At 72.6% G+C, this 19,173-nt stretch carries 22 protein-coding genes; 20 read left to right on the plus strand and 2 right to left on the minus strand.

Translation table 11 applies throughout. From position 1 onward, the window contains the following. Both UW392_RS26585 and ffh read left to right on the plus strand, forming a co-directional pair. A partial coding sequence (locus UW392_RS26585; RefSeq protein WP_320777659.1) for an ACT domain-containing protein occupies positions 1–1,401 on the plus strand: 1,401 nt, incomplete at its 5' end. A 164-nt stretch (positions 1,402–1,565) separates the two neighbouring features. Beyond that, entirely contained in the window at positions 1,566–3,128 is a 1,563-nt protein-coding gene (ffh, locus tag UW392_RS26590; RefSeq protein WP_320777660.1) for a signal recognition particle protein, read from the plus strand. A gap of 202 nt (positions 3,129–3,330) precedes the next feature. Here ffh and UW392_RS26595 read toward each other — a convergent pair whose 3' ends face one another. Next, on the minus strand, positions 3,331–4,191 hold the full coding sequence (locus UW392_RS26595) for an SAM-dependent methyltransferase (RefSeq protein WP_320777661.1): 861 nt from the start codon (positions 4,189–4,191) through the stop codon (positions 3,331–3,333). Positions 4,192–4,754: 563 nt separating this feature from the next. Here UW392_RS26595 and UW392_RS26600 point away from each other — a divergent pair. From UW392_RS26600 to UW392_RS26680, 17 genes are all read left to right on the plus strand, one after another. After that, positions 4,755–5,351, plus strand: a complete 597-nt coding sequence (locus UW392_RS26600; protein ID WP_320777662.1) for a hypothetical protein — start codon at positions 4,755–4,757, stop codon at positions 5,349–5,351. 306 nt (positions 5,352–5,657) lie between these two features. Next, complete coding sequence (gene rpsP / locus UW392_RS26605; RefSeq protein WP_189218790.1) at positions 5,658–6,080, plus strand: 30S ribosomal protein S16; 423 nt, start codon at positions 5,658–5,660, stop codon at positions 6,078–6,080. 2 nt (positions 6,081–6,082) lie between these two features. Continuing rightward, positions 6,083–6,322, plus strand: a complete 240-nt coding sequence (locus tag UW392_RS26610) for an RNA-binding protein (protein WP_003973401.1) — start codon at positions 6,083–6,085, stop codon at positions 6,320–6,322. Positions 6,323–6,404: 82 nt separating this feature from the next. Beyond that, complete coding sequence (gene rimM / locus UW392_RS26615) at positions 6,405–6,959, plus strand: ribosome maturation factor RimM (RefSeq protein WP_320777663.1); 555 nt, start codon at positions 6,405–6,407, stop codon at positions 6,957–6,959. Continuing rightward, positions 6,959–7,792 (plus strand): tRNA (guanosine(37)-N1)-methyltransferase TrmD, encoded by an 834-nt coding sequence (trmD, locus tag UW392_RS26620; protein WP_320777664.1) that lies wholly within the window; start codon positions 6,959–6,961, stop codon positions 7,790–7,792. The genes rimM and trmD overlap by 1 nt, the downstream gene beginning before the upstream one ends. A gap of 135 nt (positions 7,793–7,927) precedes the next feature. Next, a complete protein-coding gene (gene rplS / locus UW392_RS26625; RefSeq protein WP_189218793.1) occupies positions 7,928–8,278 on the plus strand; it encodes a 50S ribosomal protein L19 in 351 nt (116 codons plus the stop codon). A gap of 46 nt (positions 8,279–8,324) precedes the next feature. After that, positions 8,325–9,125: a signal peptidase I gene (lepB, locus tag UW392_RS26630; protein WP_320777665.1), complete on the plus strand. Its 801-nt coding sequence runs from the start codon at positions 8,325–8,327 to the stop codon at positions 9,123–9,125. After that, positions 9,118–10,248, plus strand: coding sequence for a signal peptidase I (gene lepB, locus UW392_RS26635; protein ID WP_320777666.1), 1,131 nt, complete (start codon positions 9,118–9,120; stop codon positions 10,246–10,248). Before lepB (UW392_RS26630) ends, lepB (UW392_RS26635) begins: the two co-directional genes overlap by 8 nt. Next, on the plus strand, positions 10,184–11,107 hold the full coding sequence (gene lepB / locus UW392_RS26640; protein ID WP_320777667.1) for a signal peptidase I: 924 nt from the start codon (positions 10,184–10,186) through the stop codon (positions 11,105–11,107). The genes lepB (UW392_RS26635) and lepB (UW392_RS26640) overlap by 65 nt, the downstream gene beginning before the upstream one ends. A gap of 79 nt (positions 11,108–11,186) precedes the next feature. Beyond that, the gene (gene lepB / locus UW392_RS26645; protein WP_320777668.1) at positions 11,187–11,933 is read left to right on the plus strand and encodes a signal peptidase I; all 747 of its coding nucleotides are present in this window, start codon (positions 11,187–11,189) and stop codon (positions 11,931–11,933) included. Then, a complete protein-coding gene (locus UW392_RS26650; RefSeq protein WP_320777669.1) occupies positions 11,923–12,522 on the plus strand; it encodes an NUDIX hydrolase in 600 nt (199 codons plus the stop codon). Before lepB (UW392_RS26645) ends, UW392_RS26650 begins: the two co-directional genes overlap by 11 nt. Before the next feature lie 55 nt (positions 12,523–12,577). Then, a complete protein-coding gene (locus tag UW392_RS26655) occupies positions 12,578–12,886 on the plus strand; it encodes a DUF2469 domain-containing protein (protein ID WP_003965949.1) in 309 nt (102 codons plus the stop codon). A 153-nt stretch (positions 12,887–13,039) separates the two neighbouring features. Then, positions 13,040–13,411 carry a YraN family protein gene (locus UW392_RS26660; RefSeq protein ID WP_320777670.1) on the plus strand — a complete coding sequence of 124 codons (372 nt, stop codon included), beginning with the start codon at positions 13,040–13,042 and terminating at the stop codon, positions 13,409–13,411. Next, entirely contained in the window at positions 13,411–15,033 is a 1,623-nt protein-coding gene (locus tag UW392_RS26665; RefSeq protein WP_320777671.1) for a YifB family Mg chelatase-like AAA ATPase, read from the plus strand. The genes UW392_RS26660 and UW392_RS26665 overlap by 1 nt, the downstream gene beginning before the upstream one ends. Continuing rightward, positions 15,030–16,268, plus strand: coding sequence for a DNA-processing protein DprA (dprA, locus tag UW392_RS26670; RefSeq protein ID WP_320777672.1), 1,239 nt, complete (start codon positions 15,030–15,032; stop codon positions 16,266–16,268). Before UW392_RS26665 ends, dprA begins: the two co-directional genes overlap by 4 nt. Positions 16,269–16,541: 273 nt before the next feature. Next, complete coding sequence (gene whiG, locus UW392_RS26675; RefSeq protein ID WP_320777673.1) at positions 16,542–17,378, plus strand: RNA polymerase sigma factor WhiG; 837 nt, start codon at positions 16,542–16,544, stop codon at positions 17,376–17,378. A 94-nt stretch (positions 17,379–17,472) separates the two neighbouring features. Next, entirely contained in the window at positions 17,473–18,030 is a 558-nt protein-coding gene (locus UW392_RS26680) for a helix-turn-helix domain-containing protein (RefSeq protein WP_320777675.1), read from the plus strand. Positions 18,031–18,103: 73 nt separating this feature from the next. On the opposite strand, the gene UW392_RS26685 is transcribed toward UW392_RS26680, so the two are convergent. Further along, positions 18,104–18,727 (minus strand): M23 family metallopeptidase, encoded by a 624-nt coding sequence (locus UW392_RS26685; RefSeq protein ID WP_320777674.1) that lies wholly within the window; start codon positions 18,725–18,727, stop codon positions 18,104–18,106. A gap of 272 nt (positions 18,728–18,999) precedes the next feature. On the opposite strand from UW392_RS26685, the gene rpsB reads away from it, so the two are divergent. Beyond that, positions 19,000–19,173 (plus strand): 30S ribosomal protein S2 (rpsB, locus tag UW392_RS26690; RefSeq protein ID WP_320777676.1); only part of this gene is annotated, 174 nt, incomplete at its 3' end.

The following is a 19,173-nucleotide window of genomic DNA, read 5'->3' on the forward strand; positions in this document are numbered from 1 at the left end:
GCCCAGGCGGGCCTGCCGCTCTCGCTGCACGCGGTGCGCCGCATCGCGGCCGCCGCCCGGCCACTGCCCACGCCCTGGCCCGCGGAGGCCCGCGAGCAGCTGGTCACCCTGCTCGGCTCGGGCCGGCCCACCGTGGACGTCTGGGAGGCGCTGGAGGCCGAGGGTCTGATCACCCGGCTGCTGCCCGACTGGGAACGGGTGCGCTGCCGCCCCCAGCGCAACGCCGTGCACCTGTGGACCGTCGACCGCCACCTCATCGAGACCGCGGTACGGGCCTCCGAGTTCACCCGCCGCGTCCACCGCCCCGACCTCCTCCTGGTCGCGGCCCTGCTGCACGACATCGGCAAAGGCTGGCCCGGCGACCACTCCGTCGCCGGCGAGATCATCGTCAAGGACGCGGCCGCCCGGATCGGTTTCGACCGCGAGGACGTGAGCGTGCTCGCCACGCTCGTCCGCCACCACCTGCTGCTCGTGGAGACGGCCACCCGCCGGGACCTGGACGACCCGGCGACGGTCCGCTCCGTCGCCGAGGCGGTCGGCTCCCCGGGCACCCTGGAACTGCTGCACGCCCTGACCGAGGCGGACGCGCTGGCCACCGGGCCCGCGGCCTGGTCCTCCTGGCGCGCCTCGCTCGTCGCCGACCTGGTGAAACGGGTCGCGGCCATGCTCTCGGGCGACGCTCCCGAGGAGCCGCGGGCCGCAGCGCCTTCTACGGCCGAGCAGGAACGGCTCGCCATGGAGGCGTTCCGCACGGGCGGTCCCGTACTGGCCCTGCACGCCCGCAGGGAGCCGCCGGGGGAGCGTGAGGAGGAACAGCCGGGCGGGCCCGAGCCCCTCGGGGTCGAACTGCTCATCGCGGTACCGGACCAGCCCGGCGTACTGCCCGCGGTGGCCGGTGTCCTGGCCGTGCACCGGCTCACCGTCCGCACGGCCGAACTGCGGGCCCTGGACCTGCCGGACGGCGTCGAGGGATCCGTACTGCTGCTGAACTGGCGCGTGGCGGCGGAGTACGGCTCCCTGCCGCAGGCCGCCCGGCTCCGCGCGGACCTGGTGCGGGCCCTGGACGGCTCGCTGGACATCGCCGGGCGCCTGGCCGAGCGCGACGCGGCCTATCCGCGGCGCCGGGGCGTCGTGGCCCCGCCGCCCCGGGTGACGGTCGCCCCGGCCGCCTCCCGGCACGCCACGGTCATCGAGGTCCGCGCCCAGGACCGGCCCGGGCTGCTGCACCGCATCGGGCGGGCACTGGAGGAGGCGGACGTACGGGTGCGCAGCGCCCATGTGTCGACGCTGGGCGCGAACGCGGTGGACGCCTTCTACGTCACCGGGGACGAGGGGGTGCCGCTGCCGGGGGAGGAGGCGGCCTCGGTGGCGCGGAAGCTGGAGGAGATGTTGCGGGGGTGACGTGCGCGGCCCCCCCCTGAACGGCCCGGAGGTCCCGTGGAGATGACTCCGGGCTTCCCGGCCCCCTCCCGCTGTGCCCGGCGGGCGGGGACGAATCGCTTGCGGGGCCGGATACCCTGGAGGGCAGCCCGAAACGCCCCCGACTCCTGAGGACCGACGTCGCCGTGTTCGATACCCTCTCCGATCGCCTTTCAGCGACTTTCAAGAACCTGCGCGGCAAGGGCAGGCTCAGTGAGGCGGACATCGACGCCACGGCACGCGAGATCCGTATCGCGCTGCTCGAAGCCGACGTCGCCCTCCCGGTGGTCCGCGCGTTCATCAAGAGCGTGAAGGAGCGGGCCCTCGGGGCCGAGGTCTCCAAGGCCCTCAACCCCGCCCAGCAGGTCCTCAAGATCGTCAACGAGGAACTGGTCACCATCCTCGGCGGTGAGACCCGCCGGCTGCGCTTCGCCAAGCAGCCCCCGACCGTGATCATGCTCGCGGGTCTGCAGGGTGCGGGTAAGACCACCCTCGCGGGCAAGCTCGGCAAGTGGCTCCAGGGGCAGGGCCACTCGCCGCTGCTGGTCGCCGCCGACCTCCAGCGCCCCAACGCGGTCAACCAGCTCAGCGTGGTCGCCGAGCGCGCGGGCGTCGCGGTGTACGCGCCGGAGCCGGGCAACGGCGTCGGCGACCCGGTCAAGGTCGCCAAGGACTCCGTGGAGCACGCGAAGTCCCGGGTGCACGACATCGTCATCGTGGACACCGCCGGCCGCCTCGGCATCGACCAGGAGCTGATGCAGCAGGCCGCGGACATCCGCGACGCGGTCTCGCCCGACGAGATCCTGTTCGTCGTCGACGCGATGATCGGTCAGGACGCGGTCAACACGGCCGAGGCCTTCCGCGACGGCGTCGGCTTCGACGGTGTGGTGCTGTCCAAGCTCGACGGTGACGCCCGCGGTGGCGCCGCCCTGTCGATCGCGTCGGTCACCGGCAAGCCGATCATGTTCGCGTCGAACGGCGAGAAGCTCGACGACTTCGACGCCTTCCACCCTGACCGGATGGCCTCCCGCATCCTCGACATGGGTGACCTGCTCACCCTGATCGAGCAGGCGGAGAAGACGTTCAGCCAGGAAGAGGCCGAGAAGATGGCCTCCAAGCTGGCGTCCAAGAAGGGCCAGGACTTCACCCTGGACGACTTCCTGGCCCAGATGGAGCAGGTCAGGAAGATGGGCTCCATCTCCAAGCTGCTCGGCATGCTGCCGGGGATGGGCCAGATCAAGGACCAGATCAACGACATCGACGAGCGGGACGTCGACCGGACGGCCGCCATCATCAAGTCGATGACCCCGGGCGAGCGCCAGGACCCGACCATCATCAACGGCTCGCGGCGGGCGCGTATCGCCAAGGGTTCCGGTGTCGAGGTCAGTGCCGTGAAGGGCCTGGTGGAGCGGTTCTTCGAGGCCCGCAAGATGATGTCCCGCATGGCGCAGGGCGGCGGCATGCCGGGGATGCCCGGGATGCCGGGCATGGGCGGTGGTGCTGGCCGCACCAAGAAGCAGCCGAAGAAGGCCAAGGGCAAGCAGCGCTCCGGCAACCCGATGAAGCGCAAGCAGCAGGAGCAGGACGAGGCCGCCCGCCGTGCCGCCGCCGCGCAGGGCGGCGCCCCGGGCGGCGCGTTCGGCCTGCCGGGCCAGCAGGGCGGCCAGGACTTCGAACTGCCGGACGAGTTCAAGAAGTTCATGGGCTGACGGGCGCCGGGTCGACGGCCGCGAGTCTCGCACACGTACGACGCCGGGGGCACCCCCGGCGCCGTACCTCACGTGTCGCGCCGTGCGCGTCCCGGTACGGGCTGCCGGGACGGCCCGGTGGCGCGACGCGTGGCGGAACCCGGCCCCGGCGCCGGGGGGCGCCCCGGGCGGAGGCCGGGGAGGCCGTGTGCGCGGGTGCCCCTCAGCGGGTCCGCGCGATCAGGTACCGGAAGACGTTCGGCATCCACACCGTGCCGTCGGGCCGCTTGTGGGCGTGCAGGGCCTCGGTCAGCTCCTTGTCGACCTGGGCCTGGTCGGTGGCCGTGACGGCCGCGTCGAACAGTCCCGTGGACAGCAGTCCCCGTACCGCGCTGTCCACGTCCGCGTAGCCGAAGGGGCACGCCACCCGCCCCGAGCCGTCGGGGCGCAGTCCGGCGCGCTGGGCGACCTCCTCCAGGTCGTCCCGCAGGGCGGGCCGCCAACTCCCCGCGCTCCGCAGCGGTTCGGACAGTTTCGTGGCGACGCGGAGCACCGACGAGGCGACGCACCGCTCCGGCGGACCCCAGCCCACCAGCACCACCGGCGTGCCGTGACCGGCGAGCGGGGCCGCCGCGGCGAGCGCCTCGCCCAGCCCCTCGGAGTCGCCGGCCACACAGCCGATCGGCTCGAAGGCGGTCACGAGGTTGTACGGGCGTTCGCCGGGGGCACCGGCCAGGTTTTCCAGGGCGCCGTCGAAGACGCGGCAGTCGGCACGCGCGCGCGTGCCCCACGCCTCGGGAAGCAGCCGCTTCCGGGCGAGCGCCACCCGCTCGGGGGACGACGCGTCGACACCGGTGACCGCGGCCCCGCGGGAGGTCGCCATCAGCAGTGCGAGCCCCGATCCGCAGCCGAGCCCGAGCAGCCGGGTGCCGGACCCCACCTCCAGCCGGTCGTAGACGGCCTCGTAGAGCGGAACCAGCATCCGCTCCTGGATCTCGGCCCAGTCACGCGCGCGTGCACCCTGGTCCACGCGGGGCGCAGCCCCTGCGCGAGGCAGATGCTGTCGCACGAGCGTAGGTGTCATATCGAAAGCGCCCCAATCCGCCGAGAGTTACCACTGTGTCCTGTTGCGTAGCCCCCGTGCAGTGCGCTCGCACTTCCCCCGTATGCCAGGAAACTCCGTGCCCGTCGCGGCGTCCAGGGGCTGTGGGGCCGGGTTTGCGAAGTGCCTGCGTATGTGTTCGAAGGTAGTGAGAATTCACATTCCGGCAACGTGGACCCGTGTCATCGCGCCATCGCGGGGCATCCGTTCCGACGCTCCGGCGGGGCCGGTGCGGCAGGCCGGTGGCGCACCGGGTAACGTCACCGTCGTCGGACGCGCTCACTCAAGTGGCCTCTTCCGTCGCGGGTACGGCCGAAACGCCCCTTGCGCGGTCGGCCGCGTCGGCCACCGCCGGCTCGCGGGGCCGTGTAAGCACCGGACGTACGTGCCGCTACGTACCGCCTTGGGGCGAGCTGTGAGGCTTCTCCGCAGATCAGCGCACCCGCCCTCGTCAGGACGCATCAGCGGCAACTGACGGGTACGTGCAAATTATTTGGGATGCCCCGGAATAGGAACACAGCGGGACTCAGGCTCGTTGTCATTACGTGAGCACGACACCACCTGTACTCGCCGCTGAACTGGCGCAGGCGTGGGCCGACATTCAACGGCACCACCCCGAGCTGCCGGATCTAGCCGCCCCTGAGTCCCTGATCGGGGAGTCGTCGTCCGCGTGCGGGCACGAGCTCTCCTTCGAGCGACTGCTGCACGAGGCAGTCCACGGCATCGCCGCCGCGCGCGGGGTGCGTGACACCTCTCGCGCCGGCCGCTACCACAACCGCAGATTCCTCGCGATCGCCGAGGAGCTGGGCCTGGACCACCCCGAGGAACCGCACCCCAGTAGCGGTTTCTCACTGGTCACGCTCGACCCCGAGGCGAAGCGGCGCTACCGCCCGACGATCGAGCGCCTTCAGCGCGCGCTGAAGGCGCACTCCGCCGCGACCTCGGCCGACACCGCCCGTTCGTTCCGCGGCCCGGCCGCCCGGCACGGCTCCTCCGGGGGTGGCGTCCGGGTGAAGGCGGTCTGCGACTGCGGGCGCAACGTCCGCGTCGTCCCGTCGGTGCTGGCGCAGGCGCCGATCGTGTGCGGGGGGTGTGGCAAGCCGTTCCGCATCCCCGAGGTGGTCGGCGCGGCGGCGGGCTGAACGGCGGGGCGGGTGCGCACGGCCACTCGTGGCGGCCGTGCGCACAGCCGTTGCGCCGACCCCTCCACGTACCGTCGAGGGCATCCGGAGGTCCCGGATGCCCTTGGGGCGTGTGCGGGGAGCCCCGCCCGGAGGCTCACGGCCGGGGGTGTCCGCAGGATGTGGCACAATGGCTAGCTGTACTCGACAGCCGCACAGGAACCCTCTCTCCTCCGGCTGACGCGTCCGTCGGGCACTCGGGTACCGCAACCCCACGCGGCTTCCTCGCCGTGCCCAACCACGTCAAAACCAGGAGAACCCACTCCCGTGGCAGTCAAGATCAAGCTGAAGCGTCTGGGCAAGATCCGTTCGCCTCACTACCGCATTGTCGTCGCCGACTCCCGTACCCGCCGTGACGGCCGGGCCATCGAGGAGATCGGCAAGTACCACCCGACGTACAACCCGTCGGTGATGGAGGTCGACGCCGAGCGCGTGGCGTACTGGCTCGGCGTCGGCGCCCAGCCGACCGAGCCCGTGCTCGCCATCCTCAAGAAGACCGGCGACTGGCAGAAGTTCAAGGGCGAGCCCGCCCCGGCGCCGCTGCTCGTGGCCGAGCCCAAGTCGACCCGCCCGTCCTTCGAGGCGCTCGGCGGCGACGACGAGGGCAAGGGTGAGGCCATCACCCAGAAGAAGAAGGCAGACAAGAAGGACGAGGCCGCCGCCGAGTCCTCTGAGTCGACCGAGGCCTGAGCATGCTCGAGGAGGCTCTCGAGCACCTCGTGAAGGGCATCGTCGACAACCCCGACGATGTGCAGGTCGCCTCGCGCAACCTGCGCCGCGGGCGTGTGCTGGAGGTCCGGGTCCACCCCGACGACCTCGGCAAGGTGATCGGCCGCAACGGCCGCACCGCACGCGCCCTGCGTACCGTCGTGGGCGCCATCGGTGGCCGCGGTGTCCGTGTCGACCTCGTCGACGTGGACCACGTCCGCTGACGCAGACACAGCACCGGCACGGGCCGGGGAGGGCCACTGGGCCGTCCCCGGCCCGTCGTCGTAGATCAGGAGAACCAAGCAAGTGCAGCTGGTAGTCGCTCGCATCGGCCGCGCCCACGGGATCAAGGGCGAGGTCACCGTCGAGGTACGCACCGACGAGCCCGAACTGCGGCTCGCACCCGGCGCCGTCCTGGCCACCGACCCGGCCCCGACCGGGCCACTGACCATCGAGACCGGCCGCGTGCACAGCGGGCGGCTGCTCCTGCGGTTCGAGGGCGTGCGCGACCGCACCGGCGCGGAGGCCCTGCGCAACACCCTGCTCATCGCCGACGTCGACCCGGAGGAACTGCCGGAGGGCGAGGACGAGTACTACGACCACCAGCTGATGGACCTCGACGTGGTGACTGCGGACGGCGTGGAGGTCGGCCGCATCACCGAGATCTCCCACCTGCCCTCGCAGGACCTCTTCGTGGTGGAGCGCCCCGACGGCAGCGAGGTCTACGTGCCGTTCGTCGAGGAGATCGTCAAGGAGATCGACCTCGAGGAGCAGCGCGCGGTGATCGATCCGCCGCCCGGCCTGATCGACGACCGCGCGGAGGTGGCCTCGTCCCGCGACTCCTCGGAGGGTGACGCGTGATGCGGCTCGACGTCGTCACGATCTTCCCCGAGTACCTGGAACCCCTCAACGTCTCCCTCGTCGGCAAGGCACGCGCGCGTGGACAGTTGCAGGTGCACGTGCACGACCTGCGCGACTGGACGTACGACCGGCACAACACGGTCGACGACACCCCGTACGGCGGCGGTCCCGGCATGGTCATGAAGACCGGTCCCTGGGGCGACGCGCTGGACTCGGCCCTGGCCGACGGCTACGAGACGGGCTCCCGCGAGCCGGCGCTCGTGGTGCCCACGCCCAGCGGCCGCCCCTTCACCCAGGAACTCGCGGTGGAGCTCTCCGAGCGGCCCTGGCTGATCTTCACCCCGGCCCGGTACGAGGGCATCGACCGCCGGGTCGTGGACGAGTACGCCACCCGTATGCCCGTGTACGAGGTGTCCATCGGCGACTACGTCCTGGCTGGCGGAGAGGCAGCCGTGCTGGTCGTCACGGAGGCCGTGGCCCGGCTGCTGCCCGGGGTCCTCGGCAACGCCGAGTCGCACCGGGACGACTCCTTCGCGCCCGGCGCCATGGCCAACCTCCTGGAGGGGCCGGTCTACACCAAGCCGCCCGAGTGGCGCGGGCGCGGCATCCCCGACGTGCTGCTCAGCGGGCACCACGGGAAGATCGCACGCTGGCGCCGGGACGAGGCGCTGCGGCGTACCACCGTGCACCGGCCCGACCTGATCGAGCGCTGCGACCCCGAGGTGTTCGACAAGAAGGACCGGGAGATGCTCTCGATCCTGGGCTGGGCCCCGGACCCCGGGGGAGAGCCACACGGCCGATTTTGGCGCAGGACCCAGGGCGTGGAAGAATAGGGCGTTGTTGTGCGTCCGTCCGGTGTGCGCCCCTGCCACAGGGGGAAACGACGCCCGACCCGACCTGCGCAACACTCTCATCGCACCTCTAGTTGCCGTTGATGACCTGTGGCATCAGCGAAGAAAGCAGACGAAATGTCTCACCTGCTCGACTCCGTCGACGCCGCGTCGCTGCGCGACGACATCCCGGCCTTCCGCCCGGGTGACACCGTCAACGTCCACGTCCGCGTCATCGAGGGCAACCGCTCCCGTGTGCAGCAGTTCAAGGGCGTCGTCATCCGCCGCCAGGGCGCCGGTGTCCGCGAGACCTTCACGGTCCGCAAGGTCTCGTTCTCCGTCGGCGTCGAGCGCACGTTCCCGGTGCACACCCCGATCGTGGAGAAGATCGAGCTCGTCACCCGCGGTGACGTGCGTCGCGCCAAGCTGTACTACCTCCGTGAGCTGCGCGGCAAGGCCGCGAAGATCAAGGAGAAGCGCGAGAACTGAGCGCACGCTCAGGTGTCCCCGCCGGGCCGGATAACATTCGGCTCCGATGGACACCGAAGCACAGCACGAGGAGCGCGACCGCTCCATCCGCACCCCTGAGGCCGAGACCGGCCCGGATGCATCCGGGCCGGCGGTGGCCGGTTCCGAGGAGAACCCGGGCAGTGCCGAGGCCACCTCGGACGGCCCCGGGACCGGCTCGGAATCGGGGGCGCCGGACGGACGGTCGCGTTTCGCGTTGCCGGACCGGATCGCCGACCGGGTCCCGGGCGGGCGAATCACCCTGACCGCACTGGTCTGCCTGCTGTTCCTCCTTCTGCTCAGCACCTTCGTGCTCCAGCCGTTCCAGATTCCCAGTGGCTCCATGGAGAGCCGATTGAGGATCGGGGACCGCGTGCTCGTAAATAAGTTGGCGTACCGTTTCGGTTCTGAGCCGCAGCGGGGTGACGTCGTCGTCTTCGACGGCGTCGGCTACTTCGGGGACGCCGACTACGTCAAGCGCGTCGTCGGCGTGGGGGGAGACCACGTGGTCTGCTGCGGCAGGGAGGGGAGGCTCGAGGTGAACGGCCGGTCGGTCGACGAGTCGGCGTTCCTGTACCCGGGGGACAGCCCGTCGGACGTGCGGTTCGACGTGGTCGTGCCCGACGGGGCACTGTTCGTGCTCGGCGACCACCGCAGCGCCTCCAGCGACTCCCGTGACCACCTGGGCTCCCCGGGCGGCGGCATGGTGCCCGCGGACCGGGTGATCGGGAGGGCGGACTGGATCGCCTGGCCGCTCGGCCGCTGGACCGGGATCGACCGTCCCGACGCCTACGCGCGCGTGCCCGCCGCGGACGGTGCCCATGGGTAACCGCGGCAAGCCGCGCGGGGCCGCGAGCACGCCCGCCGACAACCTGCTGCCCACCGGTTCACGGCGGGCCGGCGGCGCGGCGCGGCCCAGCCGGGTCGAACGGCGCAAGCTCGCCCGCAAGATCAAACGGCGCCGGCGCCGCTCCGCCCTCAAGGAGATCCCCCTCCTCGTGGGCGTCGCCGTCCTCATAGCCCTGGTCCTGAAGACCTTCCTCGTACAGGCCTTCGTGATCCCCTCGGGCTCGATGGAGAACACGATCCAGATCGGCGACCGGGTCCTGGTCGACAAGCTCACCCCGTGGTTCGGCTCCAAGCCGCAGCGGGGGGACGTCGTCGTGTTCGAGGACCCCGGCGGCTGGCTGGAGGACGACCAGACGACGGTCCAGCAGGAGGATCCCGTCGGGGTCAAGCAGGTCAAGGAGGGCCTGCAGTTCATCGGCCTGCTGCCGTCGGACGACGAACGGGACCTGATCAAGCGGGTCGTCGCGGTCGGCGGCGACACCGTCAGGTGCTGCGACGCCCAGGGACGTGTCACCGTCAACGGAACCCCCATCGACGAGGCCTACGTCCGCCCCGGCAACGAGCCGTCGACGATCAAGTTCGAGGTGACGGTGCCCCCGGGCCGCCTCTGGGTCATGGGCGACCACCGGGCCAACTCCGCGGACTCCCGTTACCACCGCACCGAGGCGTTCAGCGGCACCGTCTCCGAGGAGTCCGTCGTCGGCCGTGCCGTGGTCATCGCCTGGCCGATCGCCCACTGGAGCGGCCTGGAGCAGCAGGACACGTACACATCCGTGCCGAGCGCGTCGGCTACGGCTTCCGGGGCTTCGCATAAGGTGGCCCCCGCGGATCGATACGAATTGATCCCGCTCCCGAGCCCTGCGGAACTCCCGCTCGTTATGGGAGTGGTGGGCCTGCTCCGGACACGGAGCGGGCGGCGGTACGGCGTGAGGAGTGGATGTGGGGGACGTGGTGGTCGGCTCACGGTCCGGACAGGGTGGCCCCGAGGAGCGACCGGAGCGGTCCGACGCAGCTGCTTCCCCGGCCGCGCAGGACGGCGTGGGCTCCGGGAGCGCCGAAGACCCCGGTGGCCGGGGCGGTCCTCCCGGCGGCACCGGCAATGACTCCCCGGACGCGGCGGGCGGGGCGGACACCCCGCAGGCCGCGGCCGCCCAGGACGACGGGGAGGGGCGCGAGCCCGCGAACAAGCAGCGGTCCTTCTGGAAGGAGCTGCCGCTCCTGATCGGTATCGCGCTCGTCCTCGCGCTGCTGATCAAGACCTTCCTGGTGCAGGCGTTCTCCATCCCTTCGGACTCGATGCAGAACACCCTCCAGCAGGGCGACCGGGTCCTGGTCGACAAGCTCACCCCGTGGTTCGGGTCCGAACCGGAGCGCGGTGAGGTCGTCGTCTTCAACGACCCCGCCGACTGGCTCATCGGTGAGCCCACGCCCGAACCCAACCCCGTGCAGCGGGTCCTCAGCTGGATCGGCCTGATGCCCTCCTCGGAGGAGAAGGACCTGATCAAGCGGGTCGTGGGCGTCGGCGGCGACACCATCGAATGCGAGGGCACGGGCCCGCTGAAAGTCAACGGGAAGGCGTTGAACGAGTCGTACGTCTACGCCGGGAACACCCCGTGCACCATGGACGACCACGGTGGCCAGTTCAAGGTGACGGTGCCCGAAGGCAAGATCTGGGTCATGGGCGACCACCGGCAGAACTCGCTGGACTCCCGCTACCACCAGAACGACAAGAACGAGGGCTTCGTCCCCGTGGACAACGTCGTGGGCCGCGCCATCGTGATCGCCTGGCCGCCCACCCGCTGGGCCACGCTGCCGGTTCCCGACGCCTTCGACCAGAACCTGGGCGCCGCGGCCCCCGGTGCGCTCGGTCTCGCGGGCGCGGTGCCGCTGGTCCTCTGGCGCCGGCGCCGCCTCCTCACCGCCGGGAGCGGAAGGGTTACCGGCAGCGGTACCGCCGGGTAGGGTGCCGTCCCAGATCGCCGATCTTCCGGGCGCCCGGCGCGGAGCGGGGAGGTCGGGACTGTGACCGGGGAGCACTGGGATGAGCGGGACGACGCGTCGGACGGACGAGGGCCGCGGGCGGCTCGGCAGCGTGCTGTCGGGGCTGGCCGTGGCCCTCGGCTGTGTGCTCTTCCTCGGTGGCGCCGCCTGGGGCGCGCTCGTCTACCGGCCCTACACCGTGCCGACCGACTCGATGGCGCCCGGCATCGTGGCCGGGGACCGGATCCTGGCCGAGCGCGTCGACGGCGCCGAGGTCCGGCGGGGCGACGTCGTCGTCTTCCGGCAGCGGAGCTGGGGGGACATGCCCATGGTCAAGCGGGTCGTCGCGGTCGGTGGTGACACGGTGGCCTGCTGTACGGACGGCAGGCTGACGGTCAACGGCGAGCAGATCGAAGAACCGTACCTTCGCGAAGGGCAGGCCGCCGGGACCACGGGCATCCCGGAGATCACGGTCCCCGAGGGACGGCTGTTCCTCCTCGGTGACGAGCGCAGCGGCTCCTTGGACTCCACCGCGCACCTCACGGAGGCGGGCAGCGGCGCGGTGCCGCGCGCCTCCGTGGACGCGCGGGTCGACGCCGTCGTCTGGCCTCTGGACGGCATGCTGGCCCGCCCCACCGGCTTCAAGGTGCTCGGGCCGCTCTCCACCCCCGGACCGCTGCGGCCGGTCACGGCGGCCGTCGTGGCGGGCGCGGTGCTGATCCTGCTGGGCGCGGCGTACGGACTGGTGGCCCAGCGCCTGGGCGGCCGCAACCGCACGGCCCGTACGGAGCCGGCCGATGCGCGCTGACCTTCCGGCCGGGGACGCGGCCGGCGGTGGGCCGGGCGGCGAGGGCACCCGGGAGGCGTCTGGGGGCGGCGGGTGCGAGGAGGTTCCGGAAGTGACCGGCGACGGCGTGCGCAAGGTGGCCCGGGTGGTCCTCCTCGACCCGCGGCAGCGCATCCTGCTGCTGCACGGGCACGAGCCGGACGATCCGGCGGACGACTGGTGGTTCACGCCCGGTGGCGGGCTGGAGGGCGGCGAGACCCGGGAGGAGGCCGCCCTGCGGGAACTCGCCGAGGAGACCGGCATCACCGAGGTCGAGCTCGGTCCGGTGCTGTGGCGGCGGAGGTGTTCCTTCCCGTTCGCGGGACGCCGCTGGGACCAGGACGAGTGGTACTACCTGGCCCGTACGAGCCAGGCCGTGGCCGGGGGTGCCGGGCTGAACCTGACCGACCTGGAGCGACGCAGCGTCGCGGGAGCGCGCTGGTGGACGTGCCAGGAACTGACCCGGTCACATGAGACGGTGTATCCGACCAGACTCGCCGGGCTGCTGCGCAGGCTGCTCGACGAAGGCCCTCCGGCCAGGCCCGAGATCCTCGACACGGAAATCGTCTAGGGGCCCACGGGACTGACGCACAATAGGGGGACGCACGGCTGAAGGGGAACATGCCATGAGCGCCGAGGACCTCGAAAAGTACGAGACCGAGATGGAGCTGAAGCTCTACCGGGAGTACCGAGACGTCGTCGGTCTGTTCAAATACGTGATCGAGACCGAGCGGCGCTTCTATCTGACCAACGACTACGAGATGCAGGTGCACTCGGTCCAGGGTGAGGTGTTCTTCGAGGTGTCGATGGCGGACGCCTGGGTGTGGGACATGTACCGGCCGGCCCGGTTCGTGAAACAGGTACGCGTCCTCACGTTCAAGGACGTGAACATCGAGGAGCTCAACAAGAGCGATCTCGAACTGCCGGGCGGCTGAGCGGCCGCGGTGGCACGGGGCGCGCGTCCGTAAGTGGGGCGCGCGCCGTTCACTCGCATGGGTGAGCGAGTTCTGCACATGCCCGGACTTGTCCACCAAGATCCAACAGCGGGCCGATCCGTCGCCAGTGTGGGCGCCGGAGGTGGTGCCGACATGACCACATCGAAGGCGCGCGGCGCGCTCGGCAGGTACGGCGAGGAGCTGGCCGCGCGGCGGCTGGCCGAGGCGGGGATGACGGTCCTGCAGCGCAACTGGCGCTGCGGACGGGCCGGAGAGATCGACATCGTGGCGCGCGACGGTGACGCCCTGGTCGTCTGCGAGGTCAAGACCCGCAGGACGGGATCGTTCGAGCACCCCATGGCCGCGGTTACGCCCGTCAAGGCGGAACGCCTGCGCGGCCTGGCGGAGCGCTGGTTGCAGGAACACGGGGGAGCGCCGCCGGGCGGCGTCCGCGTCGACGTGATCGGCGTGTCGCTGCCCGACCGCGGTGCCCCCGTCGTGGAGCACGTCAGGGGGGCGGCCTGATGGGGTTCGCCCGTACGTGCGCGGTGGCCCTGGTGGGCGTCGAGGGCGTCCTGGTGGAGGTGCAGGCCGACCTGGAGCCGGGTGTCGCGGCGTTCGCTCTGGTGGGGCTGCCGGACAAGAGCCTGACCGAGAGCCGGGACCGGGTGCGGGCGGCGGTGGTGAACTCCGGCGCCGAGTGGCCGCAGAAGAAGCTCACCGTCGGACTCAGCCCCGCGTCGGTGCCCAAGGCGGGCAGCGGATTCGACCTCGCCGTGGCGTGCGCCGTCCTCGGCGCGGCCGAGCGGATCGATCCGAGGGCGCTCGCCGACATCGTGATGATCGGGGAGTTGGGGCTCGACGGCCGGGTGCGGCCGGTGCGCGGCATCCTGCCCGCCGTGCTGGCCGCCGCCGACGCGGGGTACGAGCAGGTCGTGGTCCCGGAGTGCGCGGCGGCGGAGGCTGCGCTGGTGCCCGGGGTGTCCGTCCTGGGTGTGCGGACCCTGCGCCAGCTCGTCGCCGTCCTGACGGACGAGCCGGTGCCCGACGAAGAGCCGGACGACGGCCGCCCGGACCCGCTGCTGGCGGGCCTGCGCATGCCCGGTGTGGGCGCCGCGACGGGCATGCACGGCGCGGGGGCGGCCCAGCACGACCAGGGGCACGACCTGGCCGACGTCGTCGGGCAGCTCGCGGCCCGGACCGCCGTGGAGGTCGCGGCGGCCGGCGGGCACCACCTGCTGCTGCAGGGCCCGCCGGGTGCGGGCAAGACCATGCTCGCCGAGCGGCTCCCGGCCGTCCTGCCGGCCCTCACCCGCCAGGAGTCGCTGGAGGTCACGGCGGTCCACTCGGTCGCGGGCCTGCTGCCCGCGGGGAAGCCGCTGGTCGACACGCCGCCGTACTGCGCCCCCCACCACTCGGCCACGATGCAGGCGCTCGTCGGCGGCGGGCAGGGCATCGCACGGCCGGGAGCGGTGTCGCTCGCCCACCGCGGGGTGCTCTTCCTGGACGAGGCCCCCGAGTTCAGCGGCCAGGTGCTGGACGCGTTGCGCCAGCCTCTGGAGGGCGGGCACGTGGTGATCGCCCGCAGTGCGGGGGTGGTGCGGTTCCCGGCGCGGTTCCTCATGGTCCTCGCCGCCAATCCCTGCCCGTGCGGCCGGTTCTCGCTGAAGGAGGACCTGTGCGACTGCCCGCCCGCGTCCGTCCGCCGCTATCAGGCCCGGCTCTCCGGGCCCCTGCTCGACCGGGTGGACCTGAGGGTGGAGGCCGACCGCGTCACGCGCGCGGAGCTGACGGAGCGCGGTGCGCGCGGCGAGTCCACGGCGGTGGTCGCCGACCGGGTCCGGGCGGCCAGGGAGCGGGCGGCGTCGCGGCTGGCCGGCACCCCCTGGCGGACCAACAGCGAGCTTCCCGGCAGGGAGCTGCGCAGCCGGTGGCACGCGGCGCCCGGGGCGATGGACGAGGCCGAGCGCGGGCTGGAGCGCGGTGTGCTGACCGCTCGCGGGCTCGACCGGGTGCTGCGGGTCGCCTGGACCGTCGCGGACCTCCTGGGGCACGACCGTCCCGGCGCCGTGGACGTCGCGCTCGCCCTGCAGTTGCGGACCGGTGTCTCCCGCGGGGTGCCCATGGCGCTGGGAGCGCTGTCATGAGCCGGACGGCGGGCGCGGGCGGGCAGGCCCCCGGCGGGGAGTCCGGGGCCGGGAGCGGTCCGCACCAGGGCGTGCCCCTCGCCGAGCGGCTCGACCGGATCTTCCTCGCCCGGGTCGTTGAACCGGGGGACGAACTCGGCGGCCGGTGGCTGCGGGAGCACGGCGCCCGCGCGGTGGTCCGGCGGCTCACCGGGCACGGCGCGGCGCACGGGGGTGGCGGGCCGCTGCCCGGGGTGTCGGAGAAGCGGTGGGCCGGTCTGCGGGCCCGTGCCGAACGGGCCGATCCGGCGCGTGACCTCGCCCGTGCGCAGCGGCTCGGCGCGCGGTTCGTCTGCCCCGGCGACGGGGAGTGGCCCGGGCAGCTGGACGACCTCGGGGACGCGCGCCCCCTCGGGCTGTGGGTGCGGGGGCGGGCGAGCCTGCGGATGTGGGCCCTGCGGTCCGTCGCCGTCGTGGGCGCCCGGGCCTGCACCGAGTACGGGGCCCACATGGCGGCCGTGCTCGGCGCGGACCTCGCCGAGCGGGGCTGGGTCGTCGTGTCGGGCGGAGCCTACGGGGTGGACGCGGCCGCCCATCGCGGCGCCCTCGGCGCGGGCGGCGCCACCGTCGCCGTGCTGGCCTGCGGGGTGGACCAGGCGTACCCCCGCGGGCACACCGAGCTGATCGGCAGGATCGCGGACCAGGGGCTGGTGGTGGGGGAGCTGGCGCCGGGGGAGCACCCCACGCCCAGCCGGTTCATCCTCAGGAACAGGGTCATCGCCGCGCTCACCCGGGGCACCGTGGTCGTGGAGGCCGCGTACCGCAGCGGCGCGCTCGCCACGGCGCGCGCGGCCCAGCGGCTGGGACGCTTCACGATGGGTGTCCCCGGACCGGCGACCAGCGCGCTCTCGGCGGGCGTGCACGAGTTGCTGCGCGGCGACGCCGTGCTGGTCTCCGACGCCGCCGAGATCGCCGAGCTGGTGGGGGACATGGGGGAGCTGGCGCCCGACCGCCGGGGTCCGGTGCTGCCGCGCGACCTGCTCGAACCCGGTGCCCGCCGGGTACTCGCCGAGGTTCCCGCCCGCCGGGCCGCACCGGTCGAGGAGATCGCCCACGGCGCCGGTACGACGGCCGACGACGTGGTCGGGAGACTGTACGAGCTCCGATCGCTCGGTTACGTCGAACGACACGGCGACGGCTGGAAGTTGACACGCCAGGCCATGATCTCCGTCTCATCGGATCGCGAGGAGTGCTGACCGGGTGCGTTCGGCCGTCCGGGCGACCGCTCCGACAGCCGGTCGCTCCGCGGGAGTTGGTATCCCGTGAGGGCCGCGCAGGGTGCGGGGCGTGCCCCCGGGGCGCACCCGGCGGAACGAATCTGCGCACGGGGGTTCCCGTCCCCTTCGCGCACCGCGACGCTCCAGTCACGCTACGCTCACGGGAAATTCCGACGCACGCGGCAACTCGGCATCACCCCGACACCTCGCGCAGGCATCACCGGTTCACGGCAGAACGGCACAAGGCGACGAATGCCCCAGCACACCTCCGGGTCCGATCGGGCGGCAGTTCCCCCCGCTGCCCGCGTCGGGGTGCGCCCTCCGGCCCCCGCGACACTCGACGAGCTGTGGCGCTCGTACAAGACGACGGGTGACGAGCAGCTGCGTGAGCAGCTGATCCTGCACTACTCGCCGCTGGTCAAGTACGTCGCGGGCCGGGTGAGCGTGGGGTTGCCGGCCAATGTCGAGCAGGCGGACTTCGTGTCGTCCGGCGTGTTCGGGCTGATCGACGCGATCGAGAAGTTCGACCTCGACCGCGAGATCAAGTTCGAGACGTACGCGATCACCAGGATCCGTGGCGCGATGATCGACGAGCTGCGGGCGCTGGACTGGATCCCGCGCTCCGTCCGGCAGAAGGCGCGCAACGTCGAGCGGGCCTACGCGACCCTGGAGGCGCGGCTGCGGCGTACCCCGTCCGAGGGCGAGGTGGCCGCCGAGATGGGCATCGCGGTGGACGAGCTGCACGCGGTGTTCAGCCAGCTCTCGCTGGCGAACGTGGTGGCGCTGGAGGAGTTGCTGCACGTCGGGGGTGACGGCGGTGACCGGCTGAGCCTGATGGACACGCTGGAGGACACCGCCGCCGACGACCCCGTGGAGGTCGCCGAGGACCGGGAGCTGCGGCGGTTCCTGGCGCGGGCGATCAACACGCTGCCCGAGCGCGAGAAGACCGTCGTCACGCTGTACTACTACGAGGGCCTCACGCTCGCGGAGATCGGCAACGTCCTCGGGGTGACCGAGAGCCGGGTCAGCCAGATCCACACCAAGTCCGTGCTCCAGCTACGCGCGAAGCTGGCGAGTTTCGGCCGTTGACCCGGCTCGACGCCGTTGGGTCGGGGCATGCGCCTCCCGCCGCCGGTGAACCGTCCGTAAAGTGGTTGACGTGCCAAGGATTCGAGCGGCCTCCGTGGCCGAGCACCGTTCGATGCAGCGTGCCGCCCTCCTGGACGCGGCGCGATCACTCCTGTCCGAGGGCGGGACGGACGCGCTGACGTTCCCCGCGCTCGCCGAGCGCACGGGGCTCGCGCGCTCGTCCGTGTACGAGTACTTCCGCTCACGGGCCGCCGTGGTGGAGGAACTCTGCGAGGTCGACTTCCCCGTCTGGGCGGCCGAGGTCGAGGCGGCCATGGCCGAGGCGGACACCGCCGAGGGCAAGGTCGAGGCGTACGTACGGCGGCAGCTGGCGCTGGTCGGTGACCGGCGGCACCGGGCCGTCGTCGCCATCTCGGCGAGCGAGCTGGACCAGGGGGCGCGGGAGAAGATCCGCGCCGCGCACGGCGGACTCGTCGCCATGATCGTCGAGGCGCTGGGCGCCATGGGGCACGCGCAGCCGAGGCTGGCCGCGATGCTGCTCCAGGGCGTGGTCGACGCGGCCGTGCGGCGCATCGAGCTGGGCGCGGCGGAGGAACCCGGACTGATCACCGAGGCGGCGGTCACGATGGCCCTGCGGGGCGTGCGGGGCTGACGCCCGTCGGCCGGTGCGGGGAGCTGGAGCCCGCCCGCCGGTGTCACGTCCGGCGGTGTCACGCGCGGCTGTGTCACGTCCGAGGCTCCGGCACCCCGGCCACCGGTAGCAGGCGTGACGGTCCGCGGCGCAGCAGCCACGGGGGCAGCAGGGACAGCGGGTTCACGTAGGCGTCCGCTCTGAGCAGGCCCCAGTGCAGGCAGGACGACGGGCAGTGGGACGTGGCCGGCGCGGGCTCCACGGTCCCCAGCACGTCGCCGGCTGCCACCTCGTCGCCCCGGGCCGCCACCGCCCGGACCGGCCCGTAGGTGGTCCGCAGGGGCGGCTCACCCGTACCCGCCAGTTCCACCGACACCACACCGCGCCCCGCGACCCGGCCGGCGAACGACACCCGGCCCGCCACGACGGCTCGCACCGGCGCGCCCGGAGCCGCCGCGAGGTCCACTCCCCGGTGCCCCGGGCCGTACGGCGTCGTCGGCGGCTCCCAGCCCCGTACGACTCGGGGCCGCGCGCCCGCGTCCCCCACGGGCCAGGCCCGCCCGACGGCCGGGACCGCCTGGTCGCTCCCGGGTGCGCCCGGAACGGCTCCGCCCCCACCTGCCCGGGCCGTCGTTCCCGGCGGGAACACGCCGAGGAGTGTGAGGGCCACGCCCAGCAGCAGCACCGTGACCACGCGCGTACATCGTTCGGCTCGCATGCGCACACCATGGCGTGGGCGGGCCTCCCCCGTCGGCGGGGTGTGGACCACCGGCCCGTTGTGGACAGCGGCGTCACCCGGTGCCCCGCGGGTCCCGTACACTTCTGATGGCGACCCGGGCCACCGGGTCGACTTCGCACGCCCCGGTACGAGGCCACTTCGTGGCCCGTACTCGCGCCCCTCGGTCCTTCGTGGCTCGGCGCACCGCGGGCGTCAGGCGCGGGTGCCGTCCGGCACCCGCGGCACAACCGAGAAAATCAAGGAGAACGGCCATGGCCGTCGTCACGATGCGGGAGCTGCTGGAGAGCGGCGTCCACTTCGGTCACCAGACCCGTCGCTGGAACCCGAAGATGAAGCGCTTCATCTTCACCGAGCGCAACGGCATCTACATCATCGACCTGCTCCAGTCGCTGTCGTACATCGACCGCGCCTACGAGTTCGTCAAG

It is taken from the genome of Streptomyces sp. CRN 30, assembly GCF_034105845.1.

Excerpts from the sequence above, each read along its gene's own strand:
- UW392_RS26595 (WP_320777661.1), bottom strand. The coding sequence starts at position 4,191 with ATGACACCTACGCTCGTGCGACAGCATCTGCCTCGCGCAGGGGCTGCG.
- UW392_RS26610 (WP_003973401.1), top strand. The coding sequence starts at position 6,083 with ATGCTCGAGGAGGCTCTCGAGCACCTCGTGAAGGGCATCGTCGACAAC.
- trmD (WP_320777664.1), top strand. The coding sequence starts at position 6,959 with ATGCGGCTCGACGTCGTCACGATCTTCCCCGAGTACCTGGAACCCCTC.
- rplS (WP_189218793.1), top strand. The coding sequence starts at position 7,928 with ATGTCTCACCTGCTCGACTCCGTCGACGCCGCGTCGCTGCGCGACGAC.
- lepB (WP_320777665.1), top strand. The coding sequence starts at position 8,325 with ATGGACACCGAAGCACAGCACGAGGAGCGCGACCGCTCCATCCGCACC.
- lepB (WP_320777666.1), top strand. The coding sequence starts at position 9,118 with ATGGGTAACCGCGGCAAGCCGCGCGGGGCCGCGAGCACGCCCGCCGAC.
- lepB (WP_320777668.1), top strand. The coding sequence starts at position 11,187 with ATGAGCGGGACGACGCGTCGGACGGACGAGGGCCGCGGGCGGCTCGGC.
- UW392_RS26650 (WP_320777669.1), top strand. The coding sequence starts at position 11,923 with ATGCGCGCTGACCTTCCGGCCGGGGACGCGGCCGGCGGTGGGCCGGGC.
- UW392_RS26655 (WP_003965949.1), top strand. The coding sequence starts at position 12,578 with ATGAGCGCCGAGGACCTCGAAAAGTACGAGACCGAGATGGAGCTGAAG.
- UW392_RS26660 (WP_320777670.1), top strand. The coding sequence starts at position 13,040 with ATGACCACATCGAAGGCGCGCGGCGCGCTCGGCAGGTACGGCGAGGAG.
- UW392_RS26665 (WP_320777671.1), top strand. The coding sequence starts at position 13,411 with ATGGGGTTCGCCCGTACGTGCGCGGTGGCCCTGGTGGGCGTCGAGGGC.
- dprA (WP_320777672.1), top strand. The coding sequence starts at position 15,030 with ATGAGCCGGACGGCGGGCGCGGGCGGGCAGGCCCCCGGCGGGGAGTCC.
- whiG (WP_320777673.1), top strand. The coding sequence starts at position 16,542 with ATGCCCCAGCACACCTCCGGGTCCGATCGGGCGGCAGTTCCCCCCGCT.
- UW392_RS26685 (WP_320777674.1), bottom strand. The coding sequence starts at position 18,727 with ATGCGAGCCGAACGATGTACGCGCGTGGTCACGGTGCTGCTGCTGGGC.